This window comes from Streptomyces sp. NPDC001492 (assembly GCF_053597275.1).
The window spans coordinates 224704-238888 of record NZ_JBSFHW010000003.1 but is presented as its reverse complement, the minus strand read 5'-3'; the positions used below and the strand labels follow the sequence as shown (position 1 = coordinate 238888).

Below are 14185 nucleotides of genomic sequence, written 5' to 3'. Positions count from 1 at the left end.
ACGAAGCCGCAGACGATCGACGCGCGCCCGGCGCTCCGCCCGCGCGAAGCGCTCAATAGCCGCGCCACACGTTGTCGAACGCGGCGTCCTCGATCGCCTTCCGCTGCCGTACGGCCTCCAACTCCATCACCGCATCGCCGACCGCAGCCAGCACGGTCGTGACCGCCTCACCGGAGAGATCGTGGTGCTCGGCCTGCTCTTCGTGGATCCCGGCGGCGGCGGCAAGGGCGGCGAGGACGGGCTCGCCCGACGCCCAGCGCTCCTCGGCCTGCTGCCGGGCCGGCGAGTCGACCAGTTCGGCCCGCCCGGTCCGCAGCTGAATCCGGCGCCCGCGCGGCCGGGCGGTCAGCCCCAGCCGCTCCAGGTCGTCGACGTAGGCCGAGGACAGCCCGCGGCCCCGGCGCCACAGCCACTCCTCGACCGACTCGTACGGCTCCTGCCGTACGAGGGAGGAGGCGGCCTCGTCCAGCAGGCGGTCGCCGGTGGGTGACGGTGCGCTGGGCAGGATGCGGTCACCGTCCAGGGCGAGCGCCAGGGCCTCGATGAGGTCGAGCACCTCGGCTCCCGCGAGTGCGAGCGACAGTTCGCCCTGCTGGACCTGGCGGCTGGGCGCCGCGTCCAGGGCGACGATCGCGAGGTCCCTTGCGGTGTTCATCGGCGGCTCCACGTCAGTTGTCCGAGTGCGGGGCGAAAGCGCTGGACAGGCCCTGAGCGGGCCGGGCGTCCTCGGTCGATTCTCGCTGCCGCGGCGGCGCTGTGTGTCGTACTTACGACGATGTCGCGCGGGAAGCCGATCCGCAGCACGGCGGCGGCCGCGGCCGCCGCGAGGACCACGAGGGCGGCCGGCAGCAGCACCCGCTGGTAGCCGTGGTGCAGCAGCGGGGCGACGGCGAGCGGGCCAGGATCTGGCCGACGGAGTATCCGGCGGTCAGCAGGGCGACCGAGCGGGGGAAGCGCAGGTGGGCCCCGGTGGCCAGGGCCGGCATGCTGATGCCCGGGAAGGTGCCGCCGAACAGCACCGCCGAGAGGAGTACGGCAGCCACTGAGCCGATCAGGGCGGGCAGGGCGATGCCGATGGCCTGCACCACCAGCGCGGCGAGCAGCAGGGAGGGCTGGGACCAGCGGCGTCCCTGCCGCGCCCACAGCGCCGGGGACGGCACGGCGGCCGGCCCCACGAGCACCCAGGAGCCGTTGCCGACCGGGGGAGCCCGGCCGGTCGCCGCGACCAGGAAGGTTCCGGCAACGATGTAGCCGACACCCTCCAGGGAGTAGCTCACGAGCAGTGCGCCGAACCAGCGGTGTGTGCGGGGCGCCGTACTCCCCAGGTTTCTCACTGCTCGCGGGCGCGGCCGCCTCCGGCCGCAGGTTCCACGCGCCGGCGGTCAGCAGCGCGGTGAGCGCGGCCGAGGCCCGCCAGGTGACCCGCCAGTCCGCGAAGGACCGCAGCGCCAGGAGCAGCAGGCCGGACACCGCGCTACCGGCGCCGACACCGCCGATGGCCCAGCCGGGCAGGTGCGCCGGGTGCCCGCGCAGATGGTGCAGGAGGGATCGCGGCGACGACGAACACCAGGGCGCTCACCGCCCCGGCCAGCAGGCGCAGCACGCCCCACAGCGTGGTGCTGTGGGTGAGGGGCATGGCGACGAGGGTCGCGGTCAGTAGCAGCAGGGAGCCGCGCAGGACAGTACGGGCTCGCACCAGCGAGGGCAGTGGGATGCCTTCGAGTGCCCCGGCGAGACAACCCGCGTGGTTGGCGGTCGCCAGGTGGGCTCCGGCACCGGCGGACAGGCCCGCCTGGGTGTGCATCAGGGGCAGGTTCGGCGTGTGGACGAGGCGCCCGACTCCCCTGCCGGCCGCGAGCGCCGCCGCGGCCTGCGCGACATGGGTCCTGGGGGAGGAGGGGGTGCTCATCGGGTGCCGTCGACCCGGCCCGGGTCGTTGGGGTGGGACTCGAGCGGGGTGACGGCGACGGTCATCCACGGGCGCAGCGGCAGCGTGCCGAGCACCTTCTCGTGCAGCTCCGCCTCGTCGGCGGCCCGCCACACGCCGATGCTGCGCAACTCGCCGACGGGGCGCCACAGCCGGGCCAGATGGCCGGTGGCGGCCAACTCCCGCGCGCGGACGGCCTCGGCGGCCCGCCGCCGGTCGACCTCGTCCTGGCCGGTGCCCTCCGGGACAGTGGTGGTGATCTCGACCAGGAACTCGCGCATGATGTGCTCCCATCGTCGTTGTCAGGCCCATCGTGCGCCCGTGACCAGCGCCGATGCCACGACCGGCGGCCTCACTGCTGAGAGTCTCAGCCTCCCGGCGCGCGTAGCATGACGCGAGTGGAACTGCGCCGGCTGCGCTACTTCGTCGCGGCCGCCGAGGAACTGAACTTCGGCCGGGCCGCCATGGGGGAGGCTGCTCTTCGCAGGCCCCTCGCTCTCCCAGCAGATCAAGGCGCTCGAACGGGACCTGGGCGTCCGCCTGTTCGACCGGGACCGCCGCTCGGTCTCCCTCACCCCCGCCGGAGCGACCTGCTCCCGCAGATCCGTGCCCTGCTGGAACGGGCCGACGACCTCAAGCGCCGGGCCGGCCGGCTGTCGGGCTCCCGGTCGGTACGCCTCGGTTACGTCAACTGGCTTCCCCCGGACCTGATTTCGCGTACGGCAGCGGTGGCCCGGGTGGCCGACGGCAACCTGGACCTGGCCGTGTGCCGGTGCGCAGAGCGGACCTCGGGCGGCTCCGGCTGCGGGCCCGGCTGATCGGCGCCGGCCGGCTGTAGGCCGTGGCCAAGGGCGGCGACACCCACGACGTACCGGATGTGGCGGCCCACGACACCGACGTCCTCGTCGACGACGACATCACCGCTTGGGCCTCCTGGAACGTGTACGCCGAGGAGCTCGCCCAGGCCACCGGGGCCCGCACGGTGGGCATCTCCGACGGGGCCGTCACCGGCCCCGCCTTCTTCGACCACGTCCGCCGCTGCCGCCGCCAGGTCCTCAACTCGCCCGGGGGACAGACCACTCCGCTCCCGGCCGACCTGGCCCGCCGAGAGGTCGTCGCCCCGAAGGTCTACTGGACCTGGTCCCTCGTCCGGCGGGGGGCCGAGGACCGCGCCGGGGTCCTCGTCGCCGTCGACGCCCTGTGCGAGGGCGTCGGCGACCTCGGCCTCCACACCCCGGACGCCTGGCTGCCCGCCGACGATCCGCACGGACTCCCGGGCTGCCCCGGTCTGCTCTCGCTCCACTATCGGCACATACGCGTGCAAAGTACTCTCGGAGTGTGTGCGCGAACGTCTCGACCGGTCGCCTGTCCCGTCGGTCGTGAAGCATGAAGGCGTCGAGAACCGCTGCCGTACTCGGCCTCACCGTCGGCCTCGGTCTCGCCGGCTGTACCCAGCACGCCGGTACGTCTCCGGACTCGCCCCCGACCGCATCGACCGCGACCGGGACACCACGCCCGCCGCCGCCCAGCACCCCGGCGACCCCGGCGACCCCTTCGGCGCCGGAGACGCCGACGGCAGCCCCCAGCAGCAGCCCGGCGGATCCTGCCTCCGTCGTCGAGAGCTTCTACGCCGCGATCAACGCCCACGACTACCGCCGGGCGTGGGATCTGGGCGGAAGCCACCTCGGCAGGCCCTACGCCGACTTCGCGGGCGGTTTCGCCGACACCGCCGCCGACGTGATCAGCATCGACGACGTGAACGGGAACACGGTCGACGTCCACCTCCACGCCCTGCACACCGATGGAAGCACCGCCGACTACGCCGGTTCGTACATCGTCGAGAACGGGACGATCACCTACGGCTCGCTGCACCTCATGGCGACGAGTTCCCCGACTCGGACACCGGTGCCCAGCGCACCCAGCGGGCAGCTGGGGGCCCTCAATCCGGCCGTGACCCAGGCCACGATCCACTCGACCATCTGCGTGCCGGGCTGGACGGCGTCGATACGCCCGCCGGTCCATGTGACCGAGCAGCTGAAGAGGGAGCAACTCGCCGCGTCCGGCGCGGCGGACCAGGACCCCTCGCACTACGAGGAAGACCACATCATCCCCCTGGAACTGGGCGGGGCTCCGGCGGACCCGGCGAATCTGCGCCCCGTGCCGCTCTCCCGGGCCAGTACGGACGACCAGCTGGAGAACTCCCTGCACCGTGCGGTGTGCGACGGCGCCATGACGCTCACGGCCGCGCAGTCCGAGATCGAGCGGGCGAAGGCCTCCGAATCGCAACCATGATCGAGTCGGCCCTTGTCGGCCGCGTCCGCCACAAGGACAGGGGTGAGGCGGGCGGGCCGGGTGTGAAGCGGAGCTGCGGCGCGGGTTAAGAAAACCTCGATGGACCGGGGGTGGCGTCGTGCGGCAGATTGCTTTGCGATTCCACCCCTCTCCCCGGACACGGGCGCCTTCGGCATGCCCGGCCCCGGGGTCGCACCCACAGGAGCCGTACGTGAAGGCGCTGGTCAAGGAGAAGGCTGAGCCCGGGCTGTGGCTCGCGGACGTGCCGGAGCCGGCCGTCGGACCCGGTGACGTACTGATCAAGGTGTTGCGGACCGGCATCTGCGGGACCGATCTGCACATCCGGGCCTGGGACGGCTGGGCACAAAGAGCCATCCGTACGCCGCTGGTGGCAGGGCACGAGTTCGTCGGCGAGGTCGTGGAGACCGGCCGTGATGTCACGGACATCGCCGTAGGCGACCGGGTGAGCGGCGAGGGGCACCTGGTCTGCGGGAAGTGCCGCAACTGCCTGGCCGGGCGGCGGCATCTGTGCCGGGCCACGGTCGGGCTCGGCGTCGGACGTGACGGGGCCTTCGCGGAGTACGTCGCCCTGCCCGCCGCCAATGTGTGGGTGCACCGGGTGCCCGTGGACCTCGACGTCGCCGCGATCTTCGACCCGTTCGGCAACGCCGTCCACACGGCGCTCTCCTTTCCGCTGGTCGGCGAGGACGTGCTCATCACGGGAGCCGGCCCCATCGGCCTGATGGCCGCCGCGGTGGCACGGCACGCGGGCGCCCGCAACGTCGTGATCACCGACGTCAGCGAGGAGCGGCTGGAGCTGGCCCGCAAGATCGGCGTGAGCCTCGCGCTGAATGTGGCGGAGTCGGAAATCGTCGACGGACAGCGGGAGTTGGGGCTGCGTGAGGGCTTCGACATCGGCCTGGAGATGTCCGGCCGCCCCGAGGCCATGCGCGACATGATCGCCAACATGACGCACGGCGGTCGTATCGCCATGCTCGGTCTGCCCGCCCAGGAGTTCCCGGTCGACTGGGCCCGCATCGTCACCTCGATGATCACCATCAAGGGCATCTACGGCCGGGAGATGTTCGAGACCTGGTACGCGATGTCCGTGCTGCTGGAAGCGGGCCTCGACCTGTCACCCGTGATCACCGGCCGGTACGGCTACGGCGACTTCGAGGCGGCGTTCGCCGACGCGGCGAGCGGCCGCGGCGGCAAGGTCATCCTCGACTGGACCGTGTAACTCCCTTCACCCGTCAGCACTTTTCAGGAGCTTCCCCATGTTCGACTCCGTGCGCGACGACCTGCGCGCCACCCTCGACGAGATCCGCGCCGCCGGCCTGCACAAGCCCGAGCGCGTCATCGGCACCCCGCAGTCCGCCACCGTGAACGTCACCGCCGGCGGCCGCCCCGGCGAGGTCCTCAACTTCTGCGCCAACAACTACCTCGGCCTCGCCGACCACCCCGAGGTCGTCGCCGCCGCGCACCAGGCCCTGGACCGCTGGGGCTACGGCATGGCGTCGGTCCGCTTCATCTGCGGCACCCAGGAGGTGCACAAGGAGCTGGAAGCGCGCCTTTCCGCCTTCCTCGGCCAGGAGGACACCATCCTGTACTCCTCCTGCTTCGACGCCAACGGCGGTGTCTTCGAGACCCTGCTCGGCCCGGAGGACGCCGTCATCTCCGACGCCCTCAACCACGCGTCGATCATCGACGGCATCCGCCTCTCCAAGGCCCGCCGCTTCCGTTACGCCAACCGTGATCTGGCCGATCTGGAACGGCAGTTGAAGGACGCGTCCGACGCCCGGCGCCGCCTGATCGTCACCGACGGCGTCTTCTCCATGGACGGCTATGTGGCACCCCTGCGCGAGATCTGCGACCTCGCCGACCGCTACGACGCCATGGTCATGGTCGACGACTCCCATGCCGTCGGCTTCGTCGGCCCCGGCGGCCGCGGCACCCCCGAGCTGCACGACGTCATGGACCGCGTCGACATCATCACGGGCACCCTGGGCAAGGCGCTCGGCGGAGCGTCCGGCGGCTATGTCGCCGCCCGCGCCGAGATCGTCGCGCTTCTGCGTCAGCGCTCGCGGCCGTACCTCTTCTCCAACACCCTCGCCCCCGTGATCGCCGCCGCCTCCCTGAAGGTCCTCGACCTCCTCGAGTCGGCGGACGACCTGCGCATCCGCCTCGCCGAGAACACCGCCCTGTTCCGCCGCCGGATGACCGAGGAGGGCTTCGAGATCCTCCCCGGCGACCACGCCATCGCACCCGTCATGATCGGCGATGCGACGAAGGCGGGCCGTCTCGCCGAGCTGCTCCTTGAGCGGGGCGTCTACGTGATCGGCTTCTCGTATCCCGTGGTGCCGCAGGGCCAGGCCCGCATCCGTGTGCAGCTGTCCGCCGCCCACTCGACCGACGACGTCAACCGGGCCGTGGACGCTTTCGTGGCCGCGCGGGCGGAACTGGAGGCCTGATCCGGCCGTCCCGGACATATTGAGATAATCGATCCCATGATCGAAGCGCGGCGGCTGCACATCCTCCGTGCGGTGGCCGACCACCGCACGGTGACGGCGGCTGCCGCCGCGCTGTATCTCACGCCCTCCGCCGTCTCCCAGCAGCTGACAGCCCTGGAACAGGAGACGGGCCACCGCCTGGTCGAGCGCAGTGCCAAGGGCGTACGGCTGACCCCGGCCGGCGAGATCCTGCTCAGCCACACCAACGCGGTCCTCGCCCAGCTGGAGCGGGCGGAGGCCGAGCTCGCCGCCTACGGCTCGGGCGCCGCCGGCACGGTCACCGTCGCCTCCTTCGCGACCGGCATCGCCCTGGTCGTGGCGCCGGCCGTGGCCCGCCTCGCCTCCTCCGCGCCCGGCATCCGCATCCGCGTCCAGGACGCCGAGGGCGACGCCAGCCTGCCGATGGTCCTGGACCGCCAGGTCGACGTCGCGGTCGCGGTCGAGTACCGCGGGGCGCCACCCGCCGACGACCCGCGCCTGACCCATGTACCGCTGTACGCCGAGCCCTTCGACGCGGTCGTCCCGGTGAGCCACCGGCTGGCCGAGGCCTCCGAGATCCCGCTGGCCGACCTGGCCAAGGACCCGTGGATCGGCCCGTACCCCGGCAACCCCTGCCACGAAGTGGTCGTCCTGGCCTGCGAGAGCGCCGGATTCCAGCCCCGCCTGGAACACTCCTCGGACGACTTCCGCGCCGTCGTCGCCCTCGCCTCCGCGGACGCGGGCGTGGCTCTCGTACCGCGCTCGGCACTGCGCGGAATGGACCTCACGGGCGTGGTCGTACGTCCGGTGGACGGGACCGCACCCACCCGCCGGGTCTTCGCGGCGGTACGGCGGGGAGCCGAGGAGCACCCGCTGATCCGGCCGGTGCTGGAGGCGCTCGACGAGGCGGCACGGGCGTAGGGGACCGACCGCCGGCCGTACATGACGAGTCAGCTGCGTCGGTGCGCCCGCCTGTGCCCATGCCGGTGCATCAGGGTCTGGGGAATTATGGGGCGACTTGGGCATCCCCTCGCATTGCGGGGTCTGTCATGACATCGGCTCTCAGGCTCCTCGCTCTCCCGCTGACCGCGGTCCTTCTCGCCGGGTGCGGCAGCTCCAGCGGCTCGGGCGATTCGGGTGGTTCCTCCAGGAAGCCGACGACCACCGCATCGGCGGGGATTCCGGGCTGCGCTCCGGAATGCCTCTCGGGGTTTTCCGACCCCGGAAGCCTGCCTCCGGGCCCTCACCGGACGTCTCACTTCTTCGACGGGCATCTGACGGTGACCTTCACGCAACGGTGGGAGAGCCATGAGGGCCAGCCCGTCGAGTTCTCCGTGGCACCGGAGGGCAGTGGGGATCTGCACCGGGTCCTGTTCTGGTCCGACCTCATCCCGGTGGACAGGGACCGCGAACGCGCCGCCGGAGTGGCCAGTACGCAACAGCGCCGGCGGCCTGGCTCGCGGCCCGCCCGAACCTGCAGGTCTCCACGCCCCGGAGCGGCATGATCGGCACCGGCGCTCTCCCGGCGAAGGTGCTCGACATCGCGATCGCCGGCAAAGCAGTGAACGAGGCCTCCGACTGCCCGGTACGGACCTGTGTGGACTTCCTGACCTGGCCGCACGCCGGAGCCAATGTCTATGGCATGGCGGAGCCCGCGGTACTCCGCCTGTATCTGGCCGACGTGAGATACGGCGGCAAGAACCATCTCTTCGCCATCGGGATCGAAGGGCGGGACCGGGCCGACCTCAAGGTGTTCCTCCCCGACGCGGAGCGCCTCATCGCCGGCGCGGACGCCCCGGTCAGCCCGGTCACCCCGATGACATTCGGCGGGAGGGACTGGCGGAAGCCATAGAGACTGTCGTCTCGCATCTGGGATAGCATCCCGAATATGAAACAGGACGATGGTGAGACAGGGCCCGACCCCGTCGACGCCCGGCTCGGCGCCCGGCTGGCCGAGCTCCGGGCCGAACGGAGTTGGTCGCTGGGGGAGTTGGCGGAGCGCAGCGGGGTCAGCCGCTCGACGCTCTCCCGCGCCGAACGGGCCGAGATCAGCCCCACCGCCTCGCTCCTGAACCGCCTGTGCGGTGTGTACGGGCGGACGATGTCCCAGCTGCTCAGCGAGGTGGAGGCGGAGCCGGCGCTGCTGGTGGCGGCCGCCGAGCAGCAGGTCTGGGAGGACCGGGCCTCCGGTTTCGTACGACGGTCCGTGTCGCCGCCGCACGCCGGGCTGCGCGGCGAACTCGTCGAGGGACGGCTGACCGCGGGCGCGGACATCGCCTACGACCGGCCGCCCGTGCCCGGTCTCGAACAGCACATCTGGGTTCTGGAAGGAGCACTCGAGGTGACGGCACAGGAGGTGGAGCACCACCTCGGCACCGGGGACTGTCTGCGACTGCGGGTGTGGGGGCCGACCCGGTTCCGGTGCACGGGACCGGACGACGTGCGGTACGTCCTGGCGGTGGTGCTGCCGTGATCGTGAACCGGCTGGACTGCGATGAACTGCACGCGCGCGTGGACGCGTTGGCGGACCTCCTCGTCGACACCGTGGACGGCGGGGCCTCCATCGGCTTTCTCGCACCGTTCGACCGTGCGGAGGCCCTCGTCTGGTGGAGGGAGCGCGCCGCGGCCGTCGCCGCCGGGCAGCTCGCCGTGTGGGCGGCGCGCGACGGTGAGCGGGTGGTGGGCACCGTCAGCCTGGCCTTCCCGGACAAGCCCAACAGCCGCCACCGTGCCGAACTGGTCAAGCTGATGGTGCACCGGGACGCCCGGGGACAGGGCCTCGGCCGCACACTCCTGACCACCGCAGAGGAGGCCGCCGCCGCGGCCGGCATCACCCTGCTGCACCTGGACACCGAGACCGACAGCCTCGCCGAGCACCTCTACCGCGCGGCCGGCTGGACCCGGATCGGCGCGATACCGGACTACGCGGCCGCCCCGGACGGCGTGCTGCGGCCGACGTCGATCTACTTCAAGAAGCTGGGGCCCATCAGCAGCGTGAGGTAGTCGCCCGACGCCCTCACCAGGTGATTGTCAGTGGCAGCGGCTACGGTGCGGAGCATGCCGGATGCCGAAGACGTACGCCGTATCTGCCTCGCCCTGCCGGACACGACGGAGAAGATCGCCTGGAGCATGCCCACGTTCCGGGTGGCGGGGAAGATGTTCGCCACGCTGCCCGAGGACGAGACCTCCATCGCCGTGCGGTGCCCCAAGGAGGAGCGCGACGAACTGGTGCTGGCCGAACCGCGCAAGTTCTGGATCGCCGACCACGAGGCGCAGTTCGCCTGGGTGAGGGCCCGCCTCGCCGCGATCGAGGACGAGGGCGAACTGCGCGACATCCTCGCGGACTCCTGGCGCCAGGCGGCCCCGCCCCGACTGCTGGACGCCTACCCGGAGTTGGGGCTTCCGGACGCGGACTGAAAACGCTTCGAGCGTTGTCAGTGGCGCGTGACATGATCCGAAGTCGGGTGTGGGAGCCGGAGCGGAGGGGGCTTCGGCTACCACCGAGACATCGGGGTGCGGGGATCGTGGGGGATCGGGCAGCGGGGAGGGGAGTGGGACGGGGTGACCGGGACGTCATCACAGCCATCGGACCCAGGAGCCGGGGTGGGGGCGGGGAGGCAGCAGGACGGCTCGGAAGGAGCGGTCGGCGGCCCGCGTGACATCGCTGCCGAAGCCCAGGCTCCAAAGGGAGACGCGGGGCCGGTGTGGTCACGGGACTTCGCGCTGTTCTTCGTCGCGCGTGCGGTCGCCCGGCTCGGTGACACCATGCTGCCCGTCGCCCTCGCCGCGGGCCTGCTGCAACACGGGTACGGAGCGGGCGCGGTCGGCCTCGCGATGGCCGCGACCTCCGTCGCCTTCGCCGGGCTTGTGGTCTTCGGCGGGGTGATCGCCGACCGCTTCAGCACGCAGAAGCTGATGATGGGTGCCGACCTCGTACGCCTCGGCACCCAGTCCCTGGCCGCGGGGCTGTTCTACTCCGGCCACGTCGTGCTCTGGGAGATCTGCGCCATCGGTTTCGTCAACGGCGTCGCGGGCGCCGTGTTCCAGCCCGGCGTCGCCAGTACGGTGCCCCGGCTCGCCTCCGACATCCAGGGCGCGAACGGCGCCATACGCATCGCCGAGTCCGCGGCCCAGCTCGCCGGTCCCGCGCTCGCAGGCGTCCTGGTGGGCTTCGCCTCGCCGGGCGGCGTCTTCGCAGCCCATGCGGCCACATACGCGGTCAGCGCCCTGTGCCTCCTGCTGCTCCGCCTGCCCCCGCCGGCCCCGGGCAGCGGTCCGGCGGGACACGGCGGTGGCAATGCCTTCCGCGCCGATCTGATCGAAGGATGGCGGGAGTTCAGAGCGCGCACATGGCTGTGGGGCGTGATCGCCGTCTGGTGCGTGTACATGATCGCCGTCTGGGGCCCCTCCGTCCCGCTGGTGGCGACGGAGGTCGTCCAGCAACACGGCCCGCGCGCCTACGGTGTGGTCAACTCCGCCCTCGGCGCCGGCACCGTCATCGGCGGCCTCCTCGCCCTGCGCCTGCGCCCCCGCCGCATGCTGCGCGCCGGTGCCCTCTCCCTGTTCGCCTTCGCCGGCTTCCCGGCGACCGTCGGTGCCGGACTCGGCGTACCGGCCATGGCGGCCGGGGCGGCCGTCGCCGGGGCCGGGATGTCCTTCTGGGGCGTGATGTGGGCGACAAGCGTCCAGACCCAGGTCCCACCCGACGTCCTCAACCGCATCCACGCGTACGACGTCGCCGGCTCGCTTGCGATGATGCCGGTCGGCCAGGCCCTCGCCGGCCCCGCCGCCACGGCCGTCGGCGCCGACCATGTCCTCCTCGCGGCCGCAGCGATGAGCTTCGCCATCCCGATCTCCCTGCTCTCGGTACCGGCGATACGCAACCTGATACGCGCTGATGCGTCGACGGGGGGCTCGGGAGCGGGGGTGGCCGAGCGGCAGCGGTGCTCGGAGGCAGCGGCCTGACGGGGGACATCCGCCTGCTCGGGTTGTTCGCTCCCACTGCGGGCCCCGACGCACCGATGGCGGATCGGGGTACGGGGGCGACGGCCGGTGGCCGTGTTCGGAGGTGATGGGCTGGTGGCAGGCATGTACTGGTTTGGCTGGCTTGATTGGCTAACTTTCGCCCGGTACACGTCGTTGCTCCCGCGTCGGGTCGGGGTACGGGGGCGGCCGGCCGACGGCTGCGTTCGCAGACGACGGGCTGGCGGCGCGCATCCGCCTGCTCGGCTCGCTCTCTCCCACACCGACATGCCCAGCTGCCCCGCGCCCAAAGCCCTGACCCACAGCCGCCGCCTCTGGCCCACCAGTGCTCGGCGTCGGCTCACCCGGCGGCGCCCCGGGCCACCCGGTGACGCCCCCGGTCACCCGCCGGCGCCCCGCCTCACCCGACGCGCGCACCCACCCGCTCGCCCGATACAAACCTGCCGATCCGCTCCCGCAGTGATCGGGCGTCCAGGCCGTGCGCGGCCACGTGTTCCTCGATGTGGCCGTACCGGCGCAGCTCACTGTGGCCCACGCCGAGCCCCAGCACGCGGTGGGGGACGTCGGACAGCGCGTCGTTCGCGGCGGCCGTCGACGTGCCCGCCAGGTACGGCTCGACGAGGACGACATCCGTCCCGGCCGTCTCCGTCGCCCGGCGCAGTGCGGCCGAGTCGAAGGGGCGCACGGTCGTCGCGTACAGCACGGTCACGTCGAGGCCCGCCGTGGCGGCGAGCACGGCGTCCAGCATCGGTCCGACGGCGACGACAGTGCCGGAGCGACCTTCGCGGACGGTGAGGAAACGCTCGCCGTCGACCGGAAGCCCCTCCGCGTTCGACTGCACGGACAACCTCACGTACACCTTGTCGTCGCCCGCGGCGACCGCATGCCGCAGCAGCGTCTCGGCCTCGTCGGGATGCCCGGGCACGTGCACGGTCCAGCCGTCCAGGGTGTCGAGGAGGGCCACGTCGCCGGGAGCCATGTGCGTGTATCCACCCGCCGGCCAGTCGAAGGACCCGGCGGCGCTGACCAGCACCGCACCCACGTTCTGATGTCCCAGATCCAGCTTGACCTGCTCGAAGGGCCGCTCGACGAGGAAGCTGGCGAAGGTGTGCACGACGGGCCGCAGCCCGGTCAGTGCCAGCCCCGCACCGGCCCCGATCAGCAGTTGCTCGCGGATGCCGACATTGAGCACCCGGTCCGGATGTCGCCGCTGTGCCTCGGTGAAAGCGTCCCTGCCGATCTCGGCGAGGACGACCGCGACCCGCGGATCCTCGTCGAGCAGCCGTGAGACGACGGGGGCGAAACGGTCACGCATGGTGTCCATGGAAGGTCTGTCCTTTCTCGTGGTGGAGGAAATACCGCAGGAGGAAGCGGGTCTCAGGCGCTCTTCGGCTCCACCTGTGCCACGACGACATGCGGGCGGCCCGGATGCGGAGCGGTGAAACCGGCGTGGAGCGCTTCGTGATCGCGACCGTCGACCGTGACCGCGGACCAGCCCGCGGCCTCGAAACGGGCGGCGATGCCGCCGGGCCGGGCATGACTGGCGGAGGAGTTGTCGACGACGACGGTGTGCAGTTGCTCGAGCCCCGCGGGCCCCGCGAAGGCGATCGCCTCGTGATTGCTGCCCTCGTCCAGCTCGGCGTCCCCGATCAGCACCCAGACCTGCGGCTCGTGCAGGCCCTGCGCACGCAGCCCCAGCGCCGTACCCACAGCGATCGGCAGCCCGTGCCCCAACGACCCACTGCCGATCTCGGCCCCCGGCACGAGCACACGGTCCGGATGGTGGCCGAGCGGAGAGGCGTACGTCCCGAACCCGGGCAGCCAGTCCACGGGCACGAAGCCCTTGGCGGCGAGCACCGCGTAGTACGCCATCGGGCCATGCCCTTTCGACAGCAGAAAGCGGTCCCGCCCCGGGTCGGCCATCCGCTCGGGCCCCACCCGCAGCACCCGGTCGTACAGCACCCACAGCACGTCCAGCGTGGACGTGGCCGCCGGGCCGTGCTTCTCGTCGCCCGTCATCAGCCCCATGAGCCTGGGCAGGTCCTCGTACGTGTACCGACGCCGCTGTTCCTCGGTGATCGTCATGCGGACGATCGTGCAACCTCAACCGAACTTCAGGTCAAGTGCTGCCGCGGACTGCTCCCCGGCGGCCCCGGACAAAAGCCATGCGCGACCATCGACCCGAGTGCGGTATGGTTTCCATGCACGTCCGGTCAGGGGAAACCCCAGGTCAGACGGGCACCGGGACGTGGCGCAGCTTGGTAGCGCACTTGACTGGGGGTCAAGGGGTCGCAGGTTCAAATCCTGTCGTCCCGACGGTGCGAAGGGTCTTCGCAGGCAGGAGCCTGCGAGGGCCCTTCTTCTGCGTGGGCCGTCTCCGGCTTCGAGGTTGAACCAGTCGGGAGGCCTCGCCTTCCCTGACGGCTCCCGGTGTGGGTGCCCGTCGACCCGGCGCCGCTCGGCGAGCGGGCGCGCAACCGACTGTGCCGTCACT

15 protein-coding genes, 1 tRNA gene and 1 pseudogene are annotated in these 14185 nt (G+C 71.9%); 11 read left to right on the top strand and 6 right to left on the bottom strand.

Features of this window, described 5'->3' with window-relative positions; translation table 11 throughout:
• Positions 1-52: 52 nt before the first annotated feature.
• From ACWC1K_RS05240 to ACWC1K_RS05225, 4 genes are all read right to left on the bottom strand, one after another.
• Positions 53-655: a GOLPH3/VPS74 family protein gene (locus ACWC1K_RS05240; RefSeq protein ID WP_450828896.1), complete on the bottom strand. Its 603-nt coding sequence runs from the start codon at positions 653-655 to the stop codon at positions 53-55.
• 112 nt (positions 656-767) lie between these two features.
• The gene (locus tag ACWC1K_RS05235) at positions 768-1277 is read right to left on the bottom strand and encodes a YbfB/YjiJ family MFS transporter (protein WP_450828895.1); all 510 of its coding nucleotides are present in this window, start codon (positions 1275-1277) and stop codon (positions 768-770) included.
• 197 nt (positions 1278-1474) lie between these two features.
• Complete coding sequence (locus tag ACWC1K_RS05230) at positions 1475-1909, bottom strand: YbfB/YjiJ family MFS transporter (RefSeq protein ID WP_450828894.1); 435 nt, start codon at positions 1907-1909, stop codon at positions 1475-1477.
• Positions 1906-2208 carry a muconolactone Delta-isomerase family protein gene (locus ACWC1K_RS05225; protein WP_450828893.1) on the bottom strand — a complete coding sequence of 101 codons (303 nt, stop codon included), beginning with the start codon at positions 2206-2208 and terminating at the stop codon, positions 1906-1908. The genes ACWC1K_RS05230 and ACWC1K_RS05225 overlap by 4 nt, the downstream gene beginning before the upstream one ends.
• Positions 2209-2316: 108 nt before the next feature.
• Here ACWC1K_RS05225 and ACWC1K_RS05220 point away from each other — a divergent pair.
• The 10 genes and pseudogenes from ACWC1K_RS05220 (at position 2317) to ACWC1K_RS05175 (ending at position 11673) form a co-directional block, all read left to right on the top strand.
• Positions 2317-3317: pseudogene (locus ACWC1K_RS05220) on the top strand (LysR family transcriptional regulator).
• Positions 3314-4219, top strand: coding sequence for a hypothetical protein (locus tag ACWC1K_RS05215; protein WP_450828892.1), 906 nt, complete (start codon positions 3314-3316; stop codon positions 4217-4219). Before ACWC1K_RS05220 ends, ACWC1K_RS05215 begins: the two are co-directional and overlap by 4 nt.
• A 211-nt stretch (positions 4220-4430) precedes the next feature.
• Positions 4431-5459, top strand: a complete 1029-nt coding sequence (tdh, locus tag ACWC1K_RS05210; protein ID WP_450828891.1) for an L-threonine 3-dehydrogenase — start codon at positions 4431-4433, stop codon at positions 5457-5459.
• A 37-nt stretch (positions 5460-5496) separates the two neighbouring features.
• Positions 5497-6690, top strand: coding sequence for a glycine C-acetyltransferase (locus tag ACWC1K_RS05205; protein ID WP_450828890.1), 1194 nt, complete (start codon positions 5497-5499; stop codon positions 6688-6690).
• A 36-nt stretch (positions 6691-6726) separates the two neighbouring features.
• A complete protein-coding gene (locus tag ACWC1K_RS05200; RefSeq protein ID WP_450828889.1) occupies positions 6727-7629 on the top strand; it encodes a LysR family transcriptional regulator in 903 nt (300 codons plus the stop codon).
• A gap of 580 nt (positions 7630-8209) precedes the next feature.
• Positions 8210-8560, top strand: a complete 351-nt coding sequence (locus tag ACWC1K_RS05195) for a hypothetical protein (protein ID WP_450828888.1) — start codon at positions 8210-8212, stop codon at positions 8558-8560.
• 36 nt (positions 8561-8596) lie between these two features.
• Positions 8597-9181 (top strand): helix-turn-helix domain-containing protein, encoded by a 585-nt coding sequence (locus tag ACWC1K_RS05190; RefSeq protein ID WP_450828887.1) that lies wholly within the window; start codon positions 8597-8599, stop codon positions 9179-9181.
• Positions 9178-9711 (top strand): N-acetyltransferase family protein, encoded by a 534-nt coding sequence (locus ACWC1K_RS05185; protein ID WP_450828886.1) that lies wholly within the window; start codon positions 9178-9180, stop codon positions 9709-9711. Before ACWC1K_RS05190 ends, ACWC1K_RS05185 begins: the two co-directional genes overlap by 4 nt.
• Positions 9712-9765: 54 nt before the next feature.
• Positions 9766-10125, top strand: a complete 360-nt coding sequence (locus ACWC1K_RS05180; RefSeq protein WP_450828885.1) for an MmcQ/YjbR family DNA-binding protein — start codon at positions 9766-9768, stop codon at positions 10123-10125.
• Between the two features lie 243 nt (positions 10126-10368).
• Positions 10369-11673 carry an MFS transporter gene (locus ACWC1K_RS05175; protein WP_450829039.1) on the top strand — a complete coding sequence of 435 codons (1305 nt, stop codon included), beginning with the start codon at positions 10369-10371 and terminating at the stop codon, positions 11671-11673.
• Between the two features lie 418 nt (positions 11674-12091).
• Here the strand turns inward: ACWC1K_RS05175 and ACWC1K_RS05170 are convergent, their stop codons facing one another.
• Together ACWC1K_RS05170 and ACWC1K_RS05165 are read right to left on the bottom strand one after the other, a co-directional pair.
• Complete coding sequence (locus tag ACWC1K_RS05170) at positions 12092-13015, bottom strand: transketolase family protein (protein WP_450828884.1); 924 nt, start codon at positions 13013-13015, stop codon at positions 12092-12094.
• Between the two features lie 53 nt (positions 13016-13068).
• Positions 13069-13776, bottom strand: coding sequence for a transketolase (locus tag ACWC1K_RS05165; RefSeq protein ID WP_450828883.1), 708 nt, complete (start codon positions 13774-13776; stop codon positions 13069-13071).
• A 157-nt stretch (positions 13777-13933) separates the two neighbouring features.
• Between ACWC1K_RS05165 and ACWC1K_RS05160 the strand changes: the two genes are divergently transcribed.
• Positions 13934-14007, top strand: a tRNA-Pro gene (locus ACWC1K_RS05160).
• Positions 14008-14185: the final 178 nt, after the last annotated feature.